Origin of the sequence: Streptomyces toyocaensis, assembly GCF_000725125.1 — a bacterium.
GTDB classification, from domain to species: Bacteria; Actinomycetota; Actinomycetes; order Streptomycetales; family Streptomycetaceae; genus Streptomyces; species Streptomyces toyocaensis.
Window position 1 is genome coordinate 91,184 of the sequence record NZ_JFCB01000012.1, and the last position, 15,039, is coordinate 106,222.

16 protein-coding genes are annotated in these 15,039 nt (G+C 72.4%); 8 read left to right on the forward strand and 8 right to left on the reverse strand.

Annotated elements, in window-relative coordinates:
- Positions 1–103: 103 nt before the first annotated feature.
- Together BU52_RS15430 and mscL are read left to right on the forward strand one after the other, a co-directional pair.
- The gene (locus BU52_RS15430; RefSeq protein WP_407702043.1) at positions 104–700 is read left to right on the forward strand and encodes a hypothetical protein; all 597 of its coding nucleotides are present in this window, start codon (positions 104–106) and stop codon (positions 698–700) included.
- A 135-nt stretch (positions 701–835) separates the two neighbouring features.
- Positions 836–1,306 (forward strand): large conductance mechanosensitive channel protein MscL, encoded by a 471-nt coding sequence (gene mscL, locus BU52_RS15435; protein WP_037934092.1) that lies wholly within the window; start codon positions 836–838, stop codon positions 1,304–1,306.
- Between the two features lie 13 nt (positions 1,307–1,319).
- On the opposite strand, the gene BU52_RS34785 is transcribed toward mscL, so the two are convergent.
- Positions 1,320–1,496, reverse strand: coding sequence for a hypothetical protein (locus BU52_RS34785; protein WP_107061177.1), 177 nt, complete (start codon positions 1,494–1,496; stop codon positions 1,320–1,322).
- 43 nt (positions 1,497–1,539) lie between these two features.
- Between BU52_RS34785 and BU52_RS15440 the strand changes: the two genes are divergently transcribed.
- Entirely contained in the window at positions 1,540–2,568 is a 1,029-nt protein-coding gene (locus BU52_RS15440; protein WP_037934095.1) for a P1 family peptidase, read from the forward strand.
- A 181-nt stretch (positions 2,569–2,749) separates the two neighbouring features.
- Positions 2,750–3,496, forward strand: a complete 747-nt coding sequence (locus BU52_RS15445) for a DUF6227 family protein (RefSeq protein WP_037934098.1) — start codon at positions 2,750–2,752, stop codon at positions 3,494–3,496.
- Positions 3,497–3,515: 19 nt separating this feature from the next.
- Here the strand turns inward: BU52_RS15445 and BU52_RS15450 are convergent, their stop codons facing one another.
- Both BU52_RS15450 and BU52_RS15455 read right to left on the reverse strand, forming a co-directional pair.
- Entirely contained in the window at positions 3,516–3,794 is a 279-nt protein-coding gene (locus BU52_RS15450) for a hypothetical protein (RefSeq protein WP_037934101.1), read from the reverse strand.
- Positions 3,795–3,994: 200 nt separating this feature from the next.
- The gene (locus BU52_RS15455) at positions 3,995–5,512 is read right to left on the reverse strand and encodes an MFS transporter (RefSeq protein ID WP_037934104.1); all 1,518 of its coding nucleotides are present in this window, start codon (positions 5,510–5,512) and stop codon (positions 3,995–3,997) included.
- Positions 5,513–5,575: 63 nt separating this feature from the next.
- Between BU52_RS15455 and BU52_RS15460 the strand changes: the two genes are divergently transcribed.
- Positions 5,576–6,574 (forward strand): helix-turn-helix transcriptional regulator, encoded by a 999-nt coding sequence (locus BU52_RS15460; RefSeq protein WP_037934107.1) that lies wholly within the window; start codon positions 5,576–5,578, stop codon positions 6,572–6,574.
- A gap of 37 nt (positions 6,575–6,611) precedes the next feature.
- On the opposite strand, the gene BU52_RS15465 is transcribed toward BU52_RS15460, so the two are convergent.
- Positions 6,612–7,292: a TetR/AcrR family transcriptional regulator gene (locus tag BU52_RS15465; RefSeq protein ID WP_037934110.1), complete on the reverse strand. Its 681-nt coding sequence runs from the start codon at positions 7,290–7,292 to the stop codon at positions 6,612–6,614.
- Between the two features lie 383 nt (positions 7,293–7,675).
- Entirely contained in the window at positions 7,676–8,674 is a 999-nt protein-coding gene (locus tag BU52_RS15470; protein WP_037934113.1) for a sigma-70 family RNA polymerase sigma factor, read from the reverse strand.
- A gap of 192 nt (positions 8,675–8,866) precedes the next feature.
- Between BU52_RS15470 and BU52_RS15475 the strand changes: the two genes are divergently transcribed.
- Positions 8,867–9,385 carry a GNAT family N-acetyltransferase gene (locus tag BU52_RS15475; protein WP_037934116.1) on the forward strand — a complete coding sequence of 173 codons (519 nt, stop codon included), beginning with the start codon at positions 8,867–8,869 and terminating at the stop codon, positions 9,383–9,385.
- Between the two features lie 13 nt (positions 9,386–9,398).
- On the opposite strand, the gene BU52_RS15480 is transcribed toward BU52_RS15475, so the two are convergent.
- The gene (locus tag BU52_RS15480; protein WP_037934297.1) at positions 9,399–10,160 is read right to left on the reverse strand and encodes a dioxygenase family protein; all 762 of its coding nucleotides are present in this window, start codon (positions 10,158–10,160) and stop codon (positions 9,399–9,401) included.
- Positions 10,161–10,325: 165 nt separating this feature from the next.
- Between BU52_RS15480 and BU52_RS15485 the strand changes: the two genes are divergently transcribed.
- Positions 10,326–10,841: a MarR family winged helix-turn-helix transcriptional regulator gene (locus BU52_RS15485; protein WP_037934299.1), complete on the forward strand. Its 516-nt coding sequence runs from the start codon at positions 10,326–10,328 to the stop codon at positions 10,839–10,841.
- Between the two features lie 88 nt (positions 10,842–10,929).
- Here BU52_RS15485 and BU52_RS15490 read toward each other — a convergent pair whose 3' ends face one another.
- The gene (locus BU52_RS15490; RefSeq protein WP_037934119.1) at positions 10,930–12,471 is read right to left on the reverse strand and encodes an MFS transporter; all 1,542 of its coding nucleotides are present in this window, start codon (positions 12,469–12,471) and stop codon (positions 10,930–10,932) included.
- A 149-nt stretch (positions 12,472–12,620) separates the two neighbouring features.
- Positions 12,621–13,262: a TetR/AcrR family transcriptional regulator gene (locus BU52_RS15495; protein WP_037934122.1), complete on the reverse strand. Its 642-nt coding sequence runs from the start codon at positions 13,260–13,262 to the stop codon at positions 12,621–12,623.
- Positions 13,263–13,540: 278 nt separating this feature from the next.
- On the opposite strand from BU52_RS15495, the gene BU52_RS15500 reads away from it, so the two are divergent.
- On the forward strand, positions 13,541–14,839 hold the full coding sequence (locus BU52_RS15500) for a M6 family metalloprotease domain-containing protein (RefSeq protein WP_037934125.1): 1,299 nt from the start codon (positions 13,541–13,543) through the stop codon (positions 14,837–14,839).
- The last annotated feature ends 200 nt before the right edge of the window (positions 14,840–15,039 follow it).

Here is a 15,039-nt window from a genome sequence, read left to right on the forward strand (position 1 = left end):
GGTGGGGGAGTTATCCACAGGACGGTGGGGCGTCCACAGGGCCCGGCGGCCCGGGGCCGGAGGCCTGATCGTGGGAGCCGCAAGCCGTTCCTCGTCGCAGGTGGTGGTCTCCGTGTCCCGTCGTCCCTCCTCGCCCTGCTCCCCCTCCCCCGCCGTTCCCCGCCCGCCCGGGGCCGACGTCCCTCCCCCGTGCGAGGTGCCGCACTTCGCGCCGGTCCGGGTGCGTGCCGGGCTGCCCCTGGCGGGCCGGCTCGTACGGCACCGGAGGCGGGCCGTGGCGGCCGGTCTCGCGGTCACGGCGGCGGCGCTCGTCGCGGCGGGCCCCCGGGACGCGGACCGGTCGCGCGGGCACCCTGACGGATCCCCGGCCGCCCAAGCCTCCCCGGCGTCCCCGGAAGACCGCCCCGCACGGCCGCGGCGCCCGGGGGCGACGCTGACGGCTCCGGTGCGGATCGCCGACGCGGCGACGGTGCGGCTGCTGCGGCCGGGCGACCGGGTGGACGTGATCGCCGCCGAGGAGACCGTCTCCGGGGGCGAGGCCCGTGTGGTCGCGCGTGGTGCACGGGTGACCGAGGTGCCGGAACCGGCGGAGGGAGCGGGCGACGCCGGGGCGCTGGTCGTGCTGGCGGTGCCGCGCGCCACCGCGGCCGGGCTGGCCGGCGCGAGCGCCACGGCCCGGCTGGCGGTGACGCTCTGGTGAGCGCCGCCGTTACGGACCCCGCGCACCCCTCGCGCCCACGGGGTGGACGCCGGGACTGGACAGGCCCGCACGGCTGTGACGTAGGTTGCGGAGCGTTTTCCTCCGTACCCGGCGCACGAGAAATGAGGCCCCCAGGTGAGCGACCAGGAGAAGACGGGCGTCCTGCAAGGCTTCAAGGCCTTCCTGATGCGAGGCAACGTCGTCGATCTGGCCGTGGCGGTCGTCATCGGCGCCGCCTTCACCAACATCGTCAACTCCGTCGTGAAGGGCGTCATCAACCCGCTGGTGGGTGCGTTCGGCACGAAGAACCTGGACAGCTACAGCTCGTGCCTGAAGGGTCCCTGCGAGGGCACCGGGGACGCCGCGACCGGCGTCAGGATCCTGTGGGGCTCCGTCCTCGGCGCGACCCTGCAGTTCGTGATCACCGCGGCGGTCGTCTACTTCCTGATGGTGCTGCCCATGGCGAAGTACCTGGCCCGGATAGAGGCCCGCCGCAAGGCCAAGGAGGGCGCGCGCGAGATCGTCGAGATCACCGAGCTGGAAGTCCTCAAGGAGATCCGCGACACCCTCGTGGCACGGCGCGGCCCGGGACACGACGGACGCTAGGTCCTTCGCCGGCTCAGATGTGGTGGGGCGGCTTCTCGTCGAGGAAGCGCTTGAGATCGGCGGCACTGTCACCGGACGGTCGCTCGCCCCAGCCGCGGTCCGTGTCGTCCGCGGACTGCTGGTCCAGCGGGTCGTCGAAGACCAGCGCGGGCTCGTGCTCACGCGGCCGGGGGTCGGGGGCGGTACTCATGGCTCCAGAGTACGGCCGGGTCCGGCCGGGCGAGACTGGCCCCATGACAGCTGACGCTCTGACGGATGTGGCCGGCGTGCGCGTGGGACATGCGACACGTACCGGGGACGGTTGGCTCACCGGCACCACGGTCGTGCTCGCGCCCGAGGGCGGGGCCGTGGCCGCGGTGGACGTGCGCGGCGGCGGCCCCGGCACCAAGGAGACCGACGCGCTCGATCCGCGCAACCTGGTGCAGAGGGTCGAGGCGGTCGTGCTCACCGGGGGCAGTGCGTACGGACTGGACGCGGCCTCCGGGGTGATGGCCTGGCTGGAGGAGCGGGGGCGCGGGGTACGCGTCGGTCCCGACCCCGCGCACGTGGTGCCGGTGGTGCCGGCCGCCTGTGTCTTCGACCTGGGCCGGGGCGGCGACTTCCGGGCCCGGCCGGACGCGGCCACGGGCCGTGCGGCGGTCGAGGCCGCCGCGGCGTGCGAGCCGGGCGCGCCGGTGCCACAGGGCTGTGTGGGCGCCGGCACGGGCGCGGTGCTCGGGCAGATGAAGGGCGGGGTGGGCACGGCGAGCACCGTGCTGGACTCGGGCATCACGGTGGCCGCGCTGGTGGTGGCCAACGCGGTGGGGTCGGCGGTGGACCCGGAAACGGGGGTGCTGTACGGGGAGTTCTTCCAGGGCCGGGCGCGTCACCCGGAGCCGGAGGTGCACCGGGCCGCCCAACGGCGGCTCGCGGAGGTGGCCGGACGGAACGCCCCTCCGCCGCTGAACACCACGCTCGCGGTGGTCGCCACCGATGCCGGTCTGTCCAAGGCACAGGCGCAGAAGCTGGCCGGCACCGCGCACGACGGCATCGCGCGGGCCGTCCGGCCGGTGCACCTGCTGAGCGACGGTGACACCGTCTTCACCCTGGCCACGGGCGCCCGGCCGCTCGACGCCGCGGACCCGCTCGCCCTCAACGAGGTCCTGGCCGCGGGCGCGGACACGGTGACACGCGCGATCGTGCGGGCGGTGCGCGCCGCCGAGCCGGTGGACGGTCCGGGCGGGGCGTGGCCGTCGTACGGGGAGCTGTACGGACAGCGGTGAGACGGAGGCACAACGGGCCTGGGGACGGGAAGAGTTCGCGTCCCGTGGAGCAGGGTGGGAATTTCTCGCGCGGTCCGGCCGTTTTCCGGGCATACGTTTTCTCGGTTCCCGGACACGATGTCCGACCGAGGGGCTACGGTATGCACCCACAAGGTGACATGCAGCAACGCCGGGAGAAACCTTGAGCGTTCCGTACGAGACGGCAGCGTACGAACCACCCGACTCGCCCGAGTCTCCGGAGGAGCACCTCGCGCGGCTCCTCGGACGCGCCCTGAATTCCTTCGAGTTGCCGGACGAGACGGTCCGGCGGCTGGACCTGGCGCTGGCGCACGACGGTTCCCTGCACTCCGCGCACCACAGCGCGGGTATGCACCGGGAGACCTACCGGCACACCTGGCTGCTCGCCGACGGTTCGGCGGTCACGCTCTGGGAGCTGGTGCACAACACCGCGCCGGGCAGCGAGCCGCAGCACGAGGTGTACGTGGACGAGGAGGAGCTGCGCACGGCGACGGCCCGGCTGCCGCTGCCGGCGGACGCCCCTGACTTCGAGCTGCCGGTGACGGTGCAGCTGCCCCCGGCTTCCGCCCTGCGGCAGGTGTACGTTCCGGACGACTCCCCGGACCACGCGCGGCGTTTACTGCGCCGGGCGGAGAACACGGACCGGCCGGGCACGGAGACGGCCGCCCTGCTGACCACGGCGTGCGGGCACCGGATCACGCAGGCCTTCGGCCGCCCGTCCCGCACCGCACGGCCGGGTCTGTCCTTCTCCCTGTACGAGCACGCGTTCCTGCTCGGTGACGGCGGGGAGCTGTCCCTGTGGGAGGTGGAGCACACGGTGACGCCGGACGGACGGCACATGTGCGAGGTGTACGTCAGCGAGGACGCGGCGCGGGAGGCCATGGAGCGCCGGGCGGCTCAAGTCTCCTGACCTGCGGCCGGGCTGAGGTTCAGCCGCCCTCGCTGAGGCGTCGTACCAGCACGGCGAAGGCGTCGCGCTCGGCGTCGGTGAGCCGCACCGCCTCCGCGTGGGGGCCCGTCCGCCGCTGGCGCGGGATCGTCGGGGTGCCGTGGGGCGTGTGCCGCTCGCCGGTCTCGACGGGACCGCGTGCGCGGGTCCGCACGCGTCGACGCCGCAGGACGTCGGCCAGACCCGCCGCGCAGGCCACGGCCACCAGGGTGAGGACGGTGGCGCCCGTGGTCCGCGAGAGTGTCGTGTGCTCAGGCATGCGCCCCAGTACACACCACGGCCCGGGACTTCGACCCCGGACCGTGATGATCGTGATCTATATCGCAGTAGGCATGAACCGCGCACACCTACCCAAACGGACGCAGCGCGGCTGGGCTACGCGGCCACCGCGTCCTTGGCCCCCGCCTGCGGGACCGCGTCCGCCCCCGTTGCGTCGTCCGGTCCGCCGGGGACGTCCGCTCAGGACACGAGCTCCGGCTCCTTCGCCACCGTCGCCGGGGCGTCGTCCCCGGTGCCCTCCTCGTGCTGGGCGGGACGCGCGGGCAGGGCGAACATCAGCAGGAAGATGACACCCATCACCGCGGCCACCCAGCCCAGCGCGTGCTGGAAACCGTCGGTGAAGGCCGGACCCACCTCGGCCGGGGCGAGCCGCTCGTCGATCACCCCGAAGAACACCACCGACACCAGCCCGAGGCCGAGCGCGTTGCCCATCTGCTGCACGGTGTTGATCAGCCCGGACGCCGACCCGGCGTGCTCGCGCGGCACCTCCGACAGCACCGCGTCCGTCAGCGGGGCCACGATCAGCCCCATGCCGGCGCCCATGACCACCAGCGGCAGCGCCATCTGCCAGGAGGCGATGGACTGGCCGTACCGCCCGGCCTCCCACAGGTAGATCAGCACACCGGCCGCCATCACCAGGGCACCGGCCTGCAGCACCTTGCGCCCGTAGCGCGGAACCAGCAGCTGCACCGACATCCCGGCCGCCAGGGAGACGGCGATCGAGAACGGGACGCCGGTCAGCCCGGCCCGCAGCGCGCTCCAGCCGAGGCCGACCTGCATGTACAGCGTCCAGACCAGGAAGAACACACCGAGACCGATGCCGAACACCGTCTGCACCGCGATGCCCGCCGCGAAGCTCTTCACCCGGAACAACGACAGTTCGATCAGCGGGGAACCGTCCCGCGCGCTCTTGGCCCGCTCGTACACCACCAGCGCGCCGAAGACCACCACCGCGCCCGCCATCGACAGGTGTCCCCAGAGCGGCCAGCCCAGCTCACGGCCGCGGGTGAGCGGGTAGAGCAGCATCAGCAGCGCCAGCGTCACCAGCGCGACGCCCACCAGGTCCAGCTTGAGGGCGCGCGGCGCCTTCGACTCCGTGATGAAACGGCTGCCGAGGACCAGGCCCGCGATGCCGACGGGGAGGTTGATCAGGAAGATCGGCCGCCACCCGAGACCGAACAGGTCCCACTCGGTCAGCAGCGCGCCGAGCAGCGGCCCGGACACCGCGCCCAGGCCGACGATCGCGCCGAACAGCCCGAACACCTTGCCGCGCTCGTGGGCCGGGAAGGTGGCGTGCACGATCGACAGCACCTGCGGCACCATCAGCGCCGCCATGGCGCCCTGGAGGATCCGGGAGGCGACCAGCATCTCCGGGTCGACGGCGAGCCCGCACAGCGCGGAGGCGAGGGTGAAGCCACCGATGCCGATGAGGAAGATCCGCTTGCGGCCGTGTATGTCGCCGAGCCGGCCGCCGGTGACGAGCCCGGCGGCGAAGGCCAGCGCGTACCCCGCGGTGATCCACTGGATCTGGCTGAAGGTGGCGCCCTCGTCGCGCTGGATCGACGGGATCGCGATGTTGACGATCGTGACGTCGACGAGGTCCATGAAGGCCGCGGTCATCACGATCGCGAGCGCGAACCAGCGGCGGCGGTCGCCCGCGACGGGGCGTGGTGCGTGCGGGGTGTCGGTGAAGGTCATGTACCGCAAGCTATGACCTGACTAGGTCAGATCAGGTCCTAGTTATGAGGCATCCTCGATCCCATGACGACGGACACACCGGCGCGGCTCCTGACCCTTCTCTCCCTCCTCCAGACCCCCCGCGAGTGGCCCGGTGGCGAGCTGGCCGACCGCCTCGGGGTCTCCCGGCGCACGATCCGGCGGGACATCGACCGGCTGCGCGAACTGGGCTATCCCGTCCAGGCGACCCTCGGCGCGGACGGCGGCTACCGGCTCGTCGCGGGCAAGGCGATGCCTCCCCTGGTGCTCGACGACGAGGAGGCGGTGGCCATCGCGGTCGGACTCCGGGCGGGAGCCGGGCACGCCGTGGAGGGCGTCGACGAGGCGTCCGTACGGGCGCTGGCGAAACTGGAGCAGGTGCTGCCCGGCAGGCTGCGCCACCGCGTCAGCACGCTCCAGGCCGCCACCACTCCGCTGACCAGCGGCGACGGAGCCACGATCGCCCCGGAGACGCTCACCGTCATGGCCTCCACGGTGGCCGGGCACGAGCGGCTGCGGTTCGCCTACCGGGCGGCCGACGGCACCGCGTCCCGGCGCGTGACGGAGCCGTACCGGCTGGTGTCGACCGGGCGGCGCTGGTACCTCGTGGCGTACGACCTCGACCGCGCGGACTGGCGCACGTTCCGCGTCGACCGGGTGAGCGAGCCCTTCGCCACCGGAGCACGGTTCACACCGAGGGAACTGCCGACGGGCAGCGCGGCGGAGTACCTGCGCCGGTCCATGTACCGGGCGCGGGAGTCCTACGAGCTCGTCGTCACCTTCGCCGCCCCGGCCGAGACGGTCGCGGCCCGCATCCCGGGCTGGCTGGGCGCGCCCGAACCGCTGGACGCGGAGACCTGCCGGCTGCGGGCCACGGTGAGCGACGCCAAGGACTGGATGGCGGTGCGCCTGGCGATGCTCGGCCACGAGTTCACCGTGCACGAGCCCGCGGAACTCGTCGAGGCGGTGCGGGACATGGGTGCCCGGATGAGCCGGGCGGCGGGCGGAGGTGCGGAGAGCCGGGCGGAGAGCAGCGAGCCGTGACGGCTCCGGGCGGAGAGCACCGCGCCGTGACGGCACGTCATGTCAGCTCGTCCCACGGGAAGTCCCGTAGCGCCGCCAGGTTGGCCACCGCCAGTCCGGACGGCCCCCCGGGGCCGTCCGCGGGGCCGTCGCCCGCCGCCCAGCTCTCCATGGCCGTGCGTACGGCCGCACTCGCGACGGCCGCGGCGAAGCTCAGTCGGCTGCGCTCGGCAACGTCGTCGGCGTCGTGGAGCCGGCCGGCCGGAAGCCGCTCCGCCAGCGCCTCCGTCAGCTTCCGCTCCGACGCCTGGCACGCCTCCGCCCACACCCGGCGCAGGGCGGGGTCCGCCTGCGCCAGCCGGATCAGGGTGCGCGCCCAGTCCCAGGAGGCCACCGACACCCCGAGGCCGGGCGTCAGCGTATGGCGCACGGCGTCCTCCAGGACCTGCGGCACGGGCGCCCCGGCGGGGGCGGCGCGCACCGCCTCCACCCAGCGCTGGGCACCGGCCGCGTAGAGCGGTCCGATGGCCTCCTCCTTGCTGGCGAAGTAGCGGTAGAAGGTGCGCGGGGCGATACCGGCCGCCCGGGCGATGTCCTCGGCACGGGTGGCCCGCAAGCCCTGCCGGACGAAGAGACCGGCCGCCGCGCGGGCGATGTCCATCCGGGTCTCGGACTTGCGCCGTTCGTTCAGCGACGGCGTGGGCGGTGAAGGAGGGGAAGGAGGGGTGGTGCTGCTCACGCCCGGCAGGCTATGCCCATGTGGCACAATCTGCCATCTGGCGGGTCACCCCGGGGTTCAGGTTCGGGGTGACCCGCTGACCAGCCCCGGCGGTATGAGAAAAGCCGGGCCCGGCGCCCGGGGGGAGGGGCGCCGAACCCGGCCTTGGGACGTCCCGGCGCCGGGGGGGTTGTGCGTCGGGACGTGGCTCTCGCGGGTCCGGGAATCGAGTTCCCGAGGTCCGAACTCCCGGGCCCTGAATCTTTGTTCCCGGTGCCGGCCGGTTGAAGCGGCGGGGAACAGCCATGTTTTGCGCGGTCTTCCGCCACCCGGCGTACGCGGCCGGGGTGTTCACGCTACCGCGCGGGACGCGGTCGCCACCCCGGCGCGACGGGCGCGGGCGGTCACGCGGCCGCGTCGAAGCCGGTGTCACGCGCCAGCTTCTTCAGCTCCAGCAGCGCGTGCTTCTCGATCTGGCGGATGCGCTCGCGGGTCAGGCCGTGCTCCTTGCCGACCTCGGTCAGTGTCCGCTCGCGGCCGTCCTCGATGCCGTAGCGCATCTTGATGATGGAGGCCGTGCGCTGGTCGAGGCGGCCGATCAGGTCGTCCAGCTCCTCGCTGCGCAGCAGCGTCAGCACCGACTGCTCCGGCGACACCGCGGACGTGTCCTCCAGGAGGTCGCCGAACTGGGTCTCGCCCTCGTCGTCCACCGACATGTTCAGCGAGACCGGGTCACGGGCCCAGTCCAGCACGTCGGTGACGCGCTCCGGCGTGGAACCGAGCTCGGCGGCGATCTCCGCGGGCTCCGGGTCCCGGCCGTGCTCACGGTTGAACTCGCGCTGCACGCGCCGTATGCGACCCAGCTCCTCCACCAGGTGGACGGGCAGCCGGATGGTGCGCGACTGGTCGGCTATCGACCGCGTGATGGCCTGGCGGATCCACCAGGTGGCGTAGGTCGAGAACTTGAAGCCCTTGCGGTAGTCGAACTTCTCGACAGCGCGCACCAGGCCGGCGTTGCCCTCCTGGATCAGGTCGAGCAGCGGCAGGCCGCTGCGCGGGTAGCGGCGGGCCACGGCGACGACCAGACGGAGGTTGGAGCGGATGAAGACGTCCTTGGCCCGCTCGCTCGCGTCGACCAGGGCCCGGAGCTCCTCGGGGGTGGCCCCGGCCTTGTTCTCCTCCAGGCCGTCGAGGATCTGCTGTGCGAACACACCCGCTTCGATGATCTGGGACAGCTCGACTTCCTTGGCGGCGTCGAGCAGCGGCGTGCGCGCGATCTCGTCGAGGTACATGCCGACCAGGTCGCGATCGGCGATCTCGCCGCCATGGGCGCGAACACTGTTTGCCGAGTCGACCGTCTCGCCGGAGGCGGACTGGCGACGGGCGACGGCACGGGTTGCCATGCGTGCTCCCTTGCGATGATGAGGTCAGCGGGTGGTCTCGCGGACGCTCGGCACGTTCTTCAGGTCTCTTCGGACTCTGCTCGGGTGCCCGCATCCGTAGGAAACAACGACTGGAATCCGGACAGAATTCCCAACCCGACCTCCCAATTTTCTGATCATGCAGTACCCTGTCAGGCCACGCGGGGAGGCGCGATGCCGTCGGAGCACGCAGAGGTCCTGGTCAGGCCGGGCGGGGAGGACGATCTGGCGTCCCTCACCGACCTCTACAACCACTACGTACGTGAGACGGCGATCACATTCGACACGTCGCCCTTCACCCCTGAGGAGCGCCGCCCCTGGCTGCTCTCCCACCCTGTAGACGGCCCGCACCGTCTCTTGGTTGCCACGGACGGCGGTAGGCGGCGGATCCTCGGGTACGCCACATCGAGCCCCTTCCGCCCCAAGCCCGCCTACGCGACGTCCGTCGAGACGACGGTCTACGTCGCTCCGGACTCCGGCCGGCGCGGCATCGGCACCCTGCTCTACAAGGCCCTCTTCGAGGCCCTGGCGGACGAGGGCCTGCACCGCGCCTACGCCGGCATCGCCCAGCCGAACGACGCCTCGACGCGCCTGCACGAGCGCTTCGGCTTCCGGCACGTCGGCATCTACCGGCAGGTGGGCCGCAAGTTCGGCCGGTGGTGGGACGTGGCCTGGTACGAGAAGGAACTGTGACCCGCTCCCGGACTCAGCCGAACTGCACCGACCGCTTGGCCAGCCCCATCCAGAACCCGTCGATCACGGACTTCTGTTCCCCGAGCTCACCGACGGCGTCCGCGGCGCCCATGGTCACGAAGAGCGGAGCGAAGTGCTCGGTGCGCGGATGGGCGAGCAGGCCCGCCGGGGACGTGCGGGTGAAGTCCAGCAGCGCGTCCACGTCACCCGCCTGAAGCGCCTCCCGCCCCCAGGCGTCGAACTCCGTCGACCAGGCGGGAAGCCCGCCCTGCCGCAGCGCGGCCAGGTTGTGGGTGAAGAAGCCGGAGCCGATGATCAGCACGCCCTCGTCGCGCAGCGGCGCGAGCCTGCGCCCGATCTCCATCAGCCGCACCGGGTCCAGCGTCGGCATCGACACCTGGAGCACCGGGATGTCGGCCCCGGGGTACATCTCCACCAGCGGGACGTACGCCCCGTGGTCCAGGCCCCGGTCGGGGACGTCCTGCACGGGCATGCCGGGGGCGCGCAGCAGCTTGCGCACCGAGTCGGCGAGGGCCGGGGCGCCGGGGGCGCCGTAGGTGACCCGGTAGTAGTGCTCGGGGAAGCCCCAGAAGTCGTGGACGAGAGGGACCGTCTCGGTGGCGCCGAGGGCGAGGGGCGCCTCCTCCCAGTGGGCGGAGACGACGAGGATCGCCTTCGGGCGGGGCAGTTCCGCCGACCAGGCGGCCAGCTCGCCGGGCCAGACGGGGTCGTCGGCCAGGGGCGGGGCGCCGTGACTGAGGTAGAGCGCGGGCATGCGTTCCTGAGGGGTGGCGGTCATGACGGCGACTCCTTCCGGCGGGCTCCCCCGGCCACCCGGGGCGGCCAGGGACGGGCAGTTTTACTTGAAGACTCAACTTCCCTATCGACTGTACGCCAGTTTTGTTTAACCTTCAAGAAGGTCCGCCGTACAGTGGAGTACATGAAGACGGCACCCACATCCGCAGACCACGGGGAACCACGCTGGCTCACCGACGGGGAACAGCGCGTCTGGCGCGCGTACATCGACGCCACCACACTCCTGGAAGACCACCTCGACCGTCAGCTCCAGCGTGATGCGGGAATGCCGCACGTGTACTACGGCCTGCTGGTGAAGCTCGCCGAGGCCCCGGAGAGGCGCCTGCGGATGACCGAGCTGGCGATGTCCGCGAAGATCACCCGCTCCCGCCTCTCGCACGCCGTCGCCCGGCTGGAGAAGAGCGGCTGGGTGCGCCGCGAGGACTGCCCCTCCGACAAGCGGGGCCAGTTCGCCGTCCTGACGGACGAGGGCCGGGACGTACTGCGCCGGCACGCGCCCGGCCATGTGGCCGCCGTGCGCCAGGCGGTCTTCGACCGGCTCACCCCGGAACAGCAGAAGTCCCTCGGCGAGATCATGCGGATCGTCGCCGAGGGACTACAGCCGAGCGAAGCGGGTGCGGACCTGCCCTGGCTCCGCTGACGAGGCGGGAGCCGGGGCAGGTCCGGGGAGCCGTACGGGGGAGGCGTCCCCTCCTCCTCCGCACGGGTGGTGAGAGGCGGCCCGCCCGTCAGTGGACGGCCACCGGCACGGCCGGCTCGGAACCGACGGTCTCGTCGGAGGACCCGGCGACCGCGGTGCCGCCCGGCCGGCCCGCGTTGATCAGGACCGCGGCGATGGCGGCGGCCGCCACCAGGATCCCGACGGCGAACCAGATCGCGCTGGTGTAGCCCTGCACCTGCCCCTGGAGCTGGACCAGCTGCCGCTGGGACCGGCTGGTGGCACCGCCGACGTGGTCGGCGACGTAGGACGTGGTGGCCGAGGCGGCGATCGTGTTCAGCAGGGCCGTACCGATCGCGCCGCCCACCTGCTGCGAGGTGTTGACCATCGCGGAGGCGACACCGGAGTCGCGCGGCTCCACACCGAGCGTGGCCAGCGACATGGCCGGCATGAACGCCGTACCCATGCCCAGGCCGAGCAGCAGCATCGCCGGCAGCAGCAGGGCCGCGTACGAGGAGTCGATCTCCAGCTGGGTCAGCAGCAGCATGCCGAGCGCGGCGACCACGAAGCCGGGGGCCATCAGCAGCCGTGGCGCGACCCTGGTCATCAGCCGGGTGCCGATCTGCGTGGACCCCACGATCATGCCCGTGATCATCGGGAGGAAGGCGAAGCCGGTCCTGACCGGCGAGTACCCCTGCACGATCTGCAGGTAGTAGGTGAGGAAGAGGAACAGGCCGAACATCGCGATGATCGCCAGGCCCAGCGAGAGGTAGACCCCGCCGCGGTTGCGTTCGGTGATCACGCGCAGCGGCAGCAGCGGCGCCTTGACCCTGGCCTCCACGGCCACGAAGGCGGCGAGCAGCACGGCGGAGGCGACGAACATGCCGACCGTCACGGAGTCGCTCCAGCCCTCTGACTCCGCCCGGGTGAAGCCGTAGACGAGCGCGACCAGACCCACGGTGGAAAGGATCACGCCGGGGACGTCGAGCGGCGAGCGGTTGCGGCCGCCCTCCGGCTCACGGACGACGAAGTAGGCGCCGACCGCGGCGACGACGGCGAACGGGATGTTCACGAAGAACGTCCAGCGCCAGTCCAGGTACTCGGTGAGGAACCCGCCGAGGATCAGACCCACGGCACCGCCGCCACCGGCGATCGCACCGTAGATGCCGAACGCCTTGGCACGCTCCTTGCCGTCGGTGAACGTCACCGCGAGCAGGGACAGCGCGGCGGGCGCGAGCAGTGCGCCGAACGCGCCCTGCAGGGCGCGGGCGCCGAACATCATGGCCTCGTTGGTGGCCGCGCCGCCGAGCGCGGAGGCCAGCGCGAAGCCCCCGAGCCCCAGGACGAAGGCCCGCTTGCGTCCCCACAGGTCGGCTATCCGGCCTCCGAACAGCAGCAGACCGCCGAAGGCCAGGGCGTACGCGGTGACGACCCACTGGCGGTTGCCGTCCGAGATGCCCAGGTCCTGCTGGGCGGAGGGCAGCGCGATGTTCACGATGGTCGCGTCCAGGACGACCATCAGCTGGGCGAGGGCGATGAAGACGAGCGCTCTCCAGCGGTTGGCGTCCGGGCCGCTCGGGGCCTTCACGGCCGTTGAACCTGTTTCAGACATGGGGGTACCCACTTCGGTACGTGTGACGGAAATCGGGAACGTGTGACGGAAAAACGGGTGTCTTCAAGGAACGACGCGTCCCCTGGACGGCCGTTCGAGGCGAAGCCCGTGCTCGGGACGGGCGGCGCGGACGCTGTGTCAGGGCTCGCTCAGCGGCGCAGATCCTCCACGGTCACGGCGGAACCCGGCAGGGTGGTACGGGCAGGGGCCCGCATCCCGTCCAGGAACAGCTGCAGATGGCGGTGGACGAAGCGGTCGGCGTTGTCACAGCCGGTACCGGCCGGGGGCCGGCTCAGCTGGGCGACGCCCACCATCAGATCGCCGTACTCCACGTCGGCACGGAGCTGACCGGCCGCCTTGGCGCGGTCCATCAGCTGCGCGACGAGGCTCTCGGCTCGCCGGCGTGCGTCCTCCAGGTCGGGGTGGTGCTGGTCGAAGGTGCTGGAGACCATCGGGCACAGCGCGCTGATCCGCTCGTCGGCGGCCGCGTGCGCGAACCTCTCCAGCGCCTCGAAGGCGTCCCCGGTCTCGTTCAGCGCCTGCTCGGCCGCCCGCACCGTACGGTCCATCACGGAGCAGACGACCTCGCGCATCAGCGCGTCACGGTCGGGGAAGTTGCGGTACACCGTGGCATTGCCGACGCCCGCCCGGCGGGCGACGTCGTCGAGCGGCACCTCGCACCCGAACTCGACGAACATCTCGCGGGCGGCGGTGACGATCCGCTCCCGGTTGCGCAGGGCGTCGGCGCGGGGCCGGGTCGCCTTGCGCGTGACGGGGGTCGCGGTCTGCACGGTGCACTCCTCGGTGGGGCGGCTTGTCGCTGGTCCTGCGTGTCCCTTCGAATCCGGGGAGGGAATCCCCGTTTCGCGCGAACACAGGTCTAAACGGGGAAGTGATCCCCGCTTATTTCCGCCTTCCCGGAAAGTTTCCCGTGACCCACCTCACATACGGGTCCCCCGGCGCCCCACGATCGGCCCTCCCGGCGAGCGCCCCCACACCCCGCGTCGCAGGGTGATCGGGAGGGTGCAGTCGGTGACGGGCGGCTGCCGTGTCGAGCGGAGGTCCCCGCATGCAGCCGCAGCCGCGACGACGCCGGATATCCCCGCGCCGCCTGGCCGCACTGGCATCGGTCTCCGCCCTCACCTTCGCCGTCAGCACCTCGGCCGGCCACGGCCACCTCTCCCCCGGCGCCTCCGTCGCCGGCGCCGGACCCGGCTCCCTGTCCCCCACCTCCGCCCACGGCCCCTGCCTGATCAGCGGCGACCGTGACGTGCAGATGTCCGAAGGCATCCCCACGGCCCCCGGCTACACCCGCTCCACCGGCACGGTCCGCGCCCTCACCCTGATGATCGACTTCTCCGACGCCCCCGGCGAGGGCGACGCCCTCGACCGCTACCGGGAGTTCTTCCCCCAGACCCGCGAGTGGTTCGCCACCAGCTCCTACGGCCGCCTCGACTACCGCCCCGAGATCCCGGTCCCCGACTGGCTGCGCATGCCCAAGTCCTTCCGTGCGTACGGCATAGAGCGCGGCGCCCCCTTCGACCCCGGCTACCGCGAACTGGTCCGCGACATCGTGGCCGAGGCCGATCCCGAGGTGGACTTCCAGTCGTACGACCTGCTGAACGTGCTGGTGACCCCCAACGCGGGCCCGGCCGCCCTCGACACGGTCCTGTCCGTCACCTTCGCCGGCAACGGGGAGGCCCCGACCGCCGACGGCGTCCCCGTCGCCAACGCGTCCTTCGTCTACTCCCGCCAGGACGACGGCTCCGGCTCCTACGACCTCACCGGCTACCGCGTCCTGCCGCACGAGAACGGCCACGTCTTCGGCCTGCCCGACCTGTACACGGCCGAGGGCGGCGGCGCGGTCGGCCACTGGGACATCATGAGCGAGGACTGGGGCGCCAACAACGACCTCCTCGCCTGGCACAAGTGGAAGCTGGGCTGGCTGGACGCGTCCCAGGTCGGCTGCGCGGCGAACCGGGGCACGCGGGAGTACGCGCTCACCCCCCTGGCGCGGGCGGGCGGCCCGAAACTCGTCTTCATCCCCCTGGACGGCCACTCCGGTTACGCCGTCGAACTGCGCACCCGCGCCGGCAACGACGAGGCGGTGTGCCGCCCCGGCATCCTCGTCTACCGCGTCGACGCGACCGTGGACACCGGCATGGGCCCGATCACCGTCCACGACTCCCGCCGCGACAGCGGCGGCTGCACCCGCGCCCCGAACGTCCACGCGGAACTCTCGGACGCGCCGTTCACCCCGGGCGAGCGCTTCGAGGACCGCCGGGCGGGGATCAGGGTGGCGGTGACGGCGGCGGATGCGGAGACGGAGACGTACCGGATACGGGTCACCCGCACGTCGCGGAGCTGACTCCGGCGCACCGGCGTCACACGAACGGCCCGTTTCCCGGCCCACGCCCCCTCCGGTCCGACGTCCCCCCGGCCGGTGACGCGGATCACGGGGCTGACCCGGGCGTTCCCTCGTCCGCAGCCGAAGGGCGTCCCGTCCACCCGCTCCGACCCGCGCGCCGGCCTGCCTTCGTGGAGCCTGGTCGACATGCGCGGAGCGCA

Bases quoted from the DNA above. Each gene is read 5' to 3' on its own strand.
- BU52_RS34785 (WP_107061177.1), bottom strand. From the start codon at position 1,496: ATGAGTACCGCCCCCGACCCCCGGCCGCGTGAGCACGAGCCCGCGCTG.
- BU52_RS15440 (WP_037934095.1), top strand. From the start codon at position 1,540: ATGACAGCTGACGCTCTGACGGATGTGGCCGGCGTGCGCGTGGGACAT.
- BU52_RS15450 (WP_037934101.1), bottom strand. From the start codon at position 3,794: ATGCCTGAGCACACGACACTCTCGCGGACCACGGGCGCCACCGTCCTC.
- BU52_RS15455 (WP_037934104.1), bottom strand. From the start codon at position 5,512: ATGACCTTCACCGACACCCCGCACGCACCACGCCCCGTCGCGGGCGAC.
- BU52_RS15460 (WP_037934107.1), top strand. From the start codon at position 5,576: ATGACGACGGACACACCGGCGCGGCTCCTGACCCTTCTCTCCCTCCTC.
- BU52_RS15470 (WP_037934113.1), bottom strand. From the start codon at position 8,674: ATGGCAACCCGTGCCGTCGCCCGTCGCCAGTCCGCCTCCGGCGAGACG.
- BU52_RS15475 (WP_037934116.1), top strand. From the start codon at position 8,867: ATGCCGTCGGAGCACGCAGAGGTCCTGGTCAGGCCGGGCGGGGAGGAC.
- BU52_RS15480 (WP_037934297.1), bottom strand. From the start codon at position 10,160: ATGCCCGCGCTCTACCTCAGTCACGGCGCCCCGCCCCTGGCCGACGAC.
- BU52_RS15485 (WP_037934299.1), top strand. From the start codon at position 10,326: ATGAAGACGGCACCCACATCCGCAGACCACGGGGAACCACGCTGGCTC.
- BU52_RS15490 (WP_037934119.1), bottom strand. From the start codon at position 12,471: ATGTCTGAAACAGGTTCAACGGCCGTGAAGGCCCCGAGCGGCCCGGAC.
- BU52_RS15500 (WP_037934125.1), top strand. From the start codon at position 13,541: ATGCAGCCGCAGCCGCGACGACGCCGGATATCCCCGCGCCGCCTGGCC.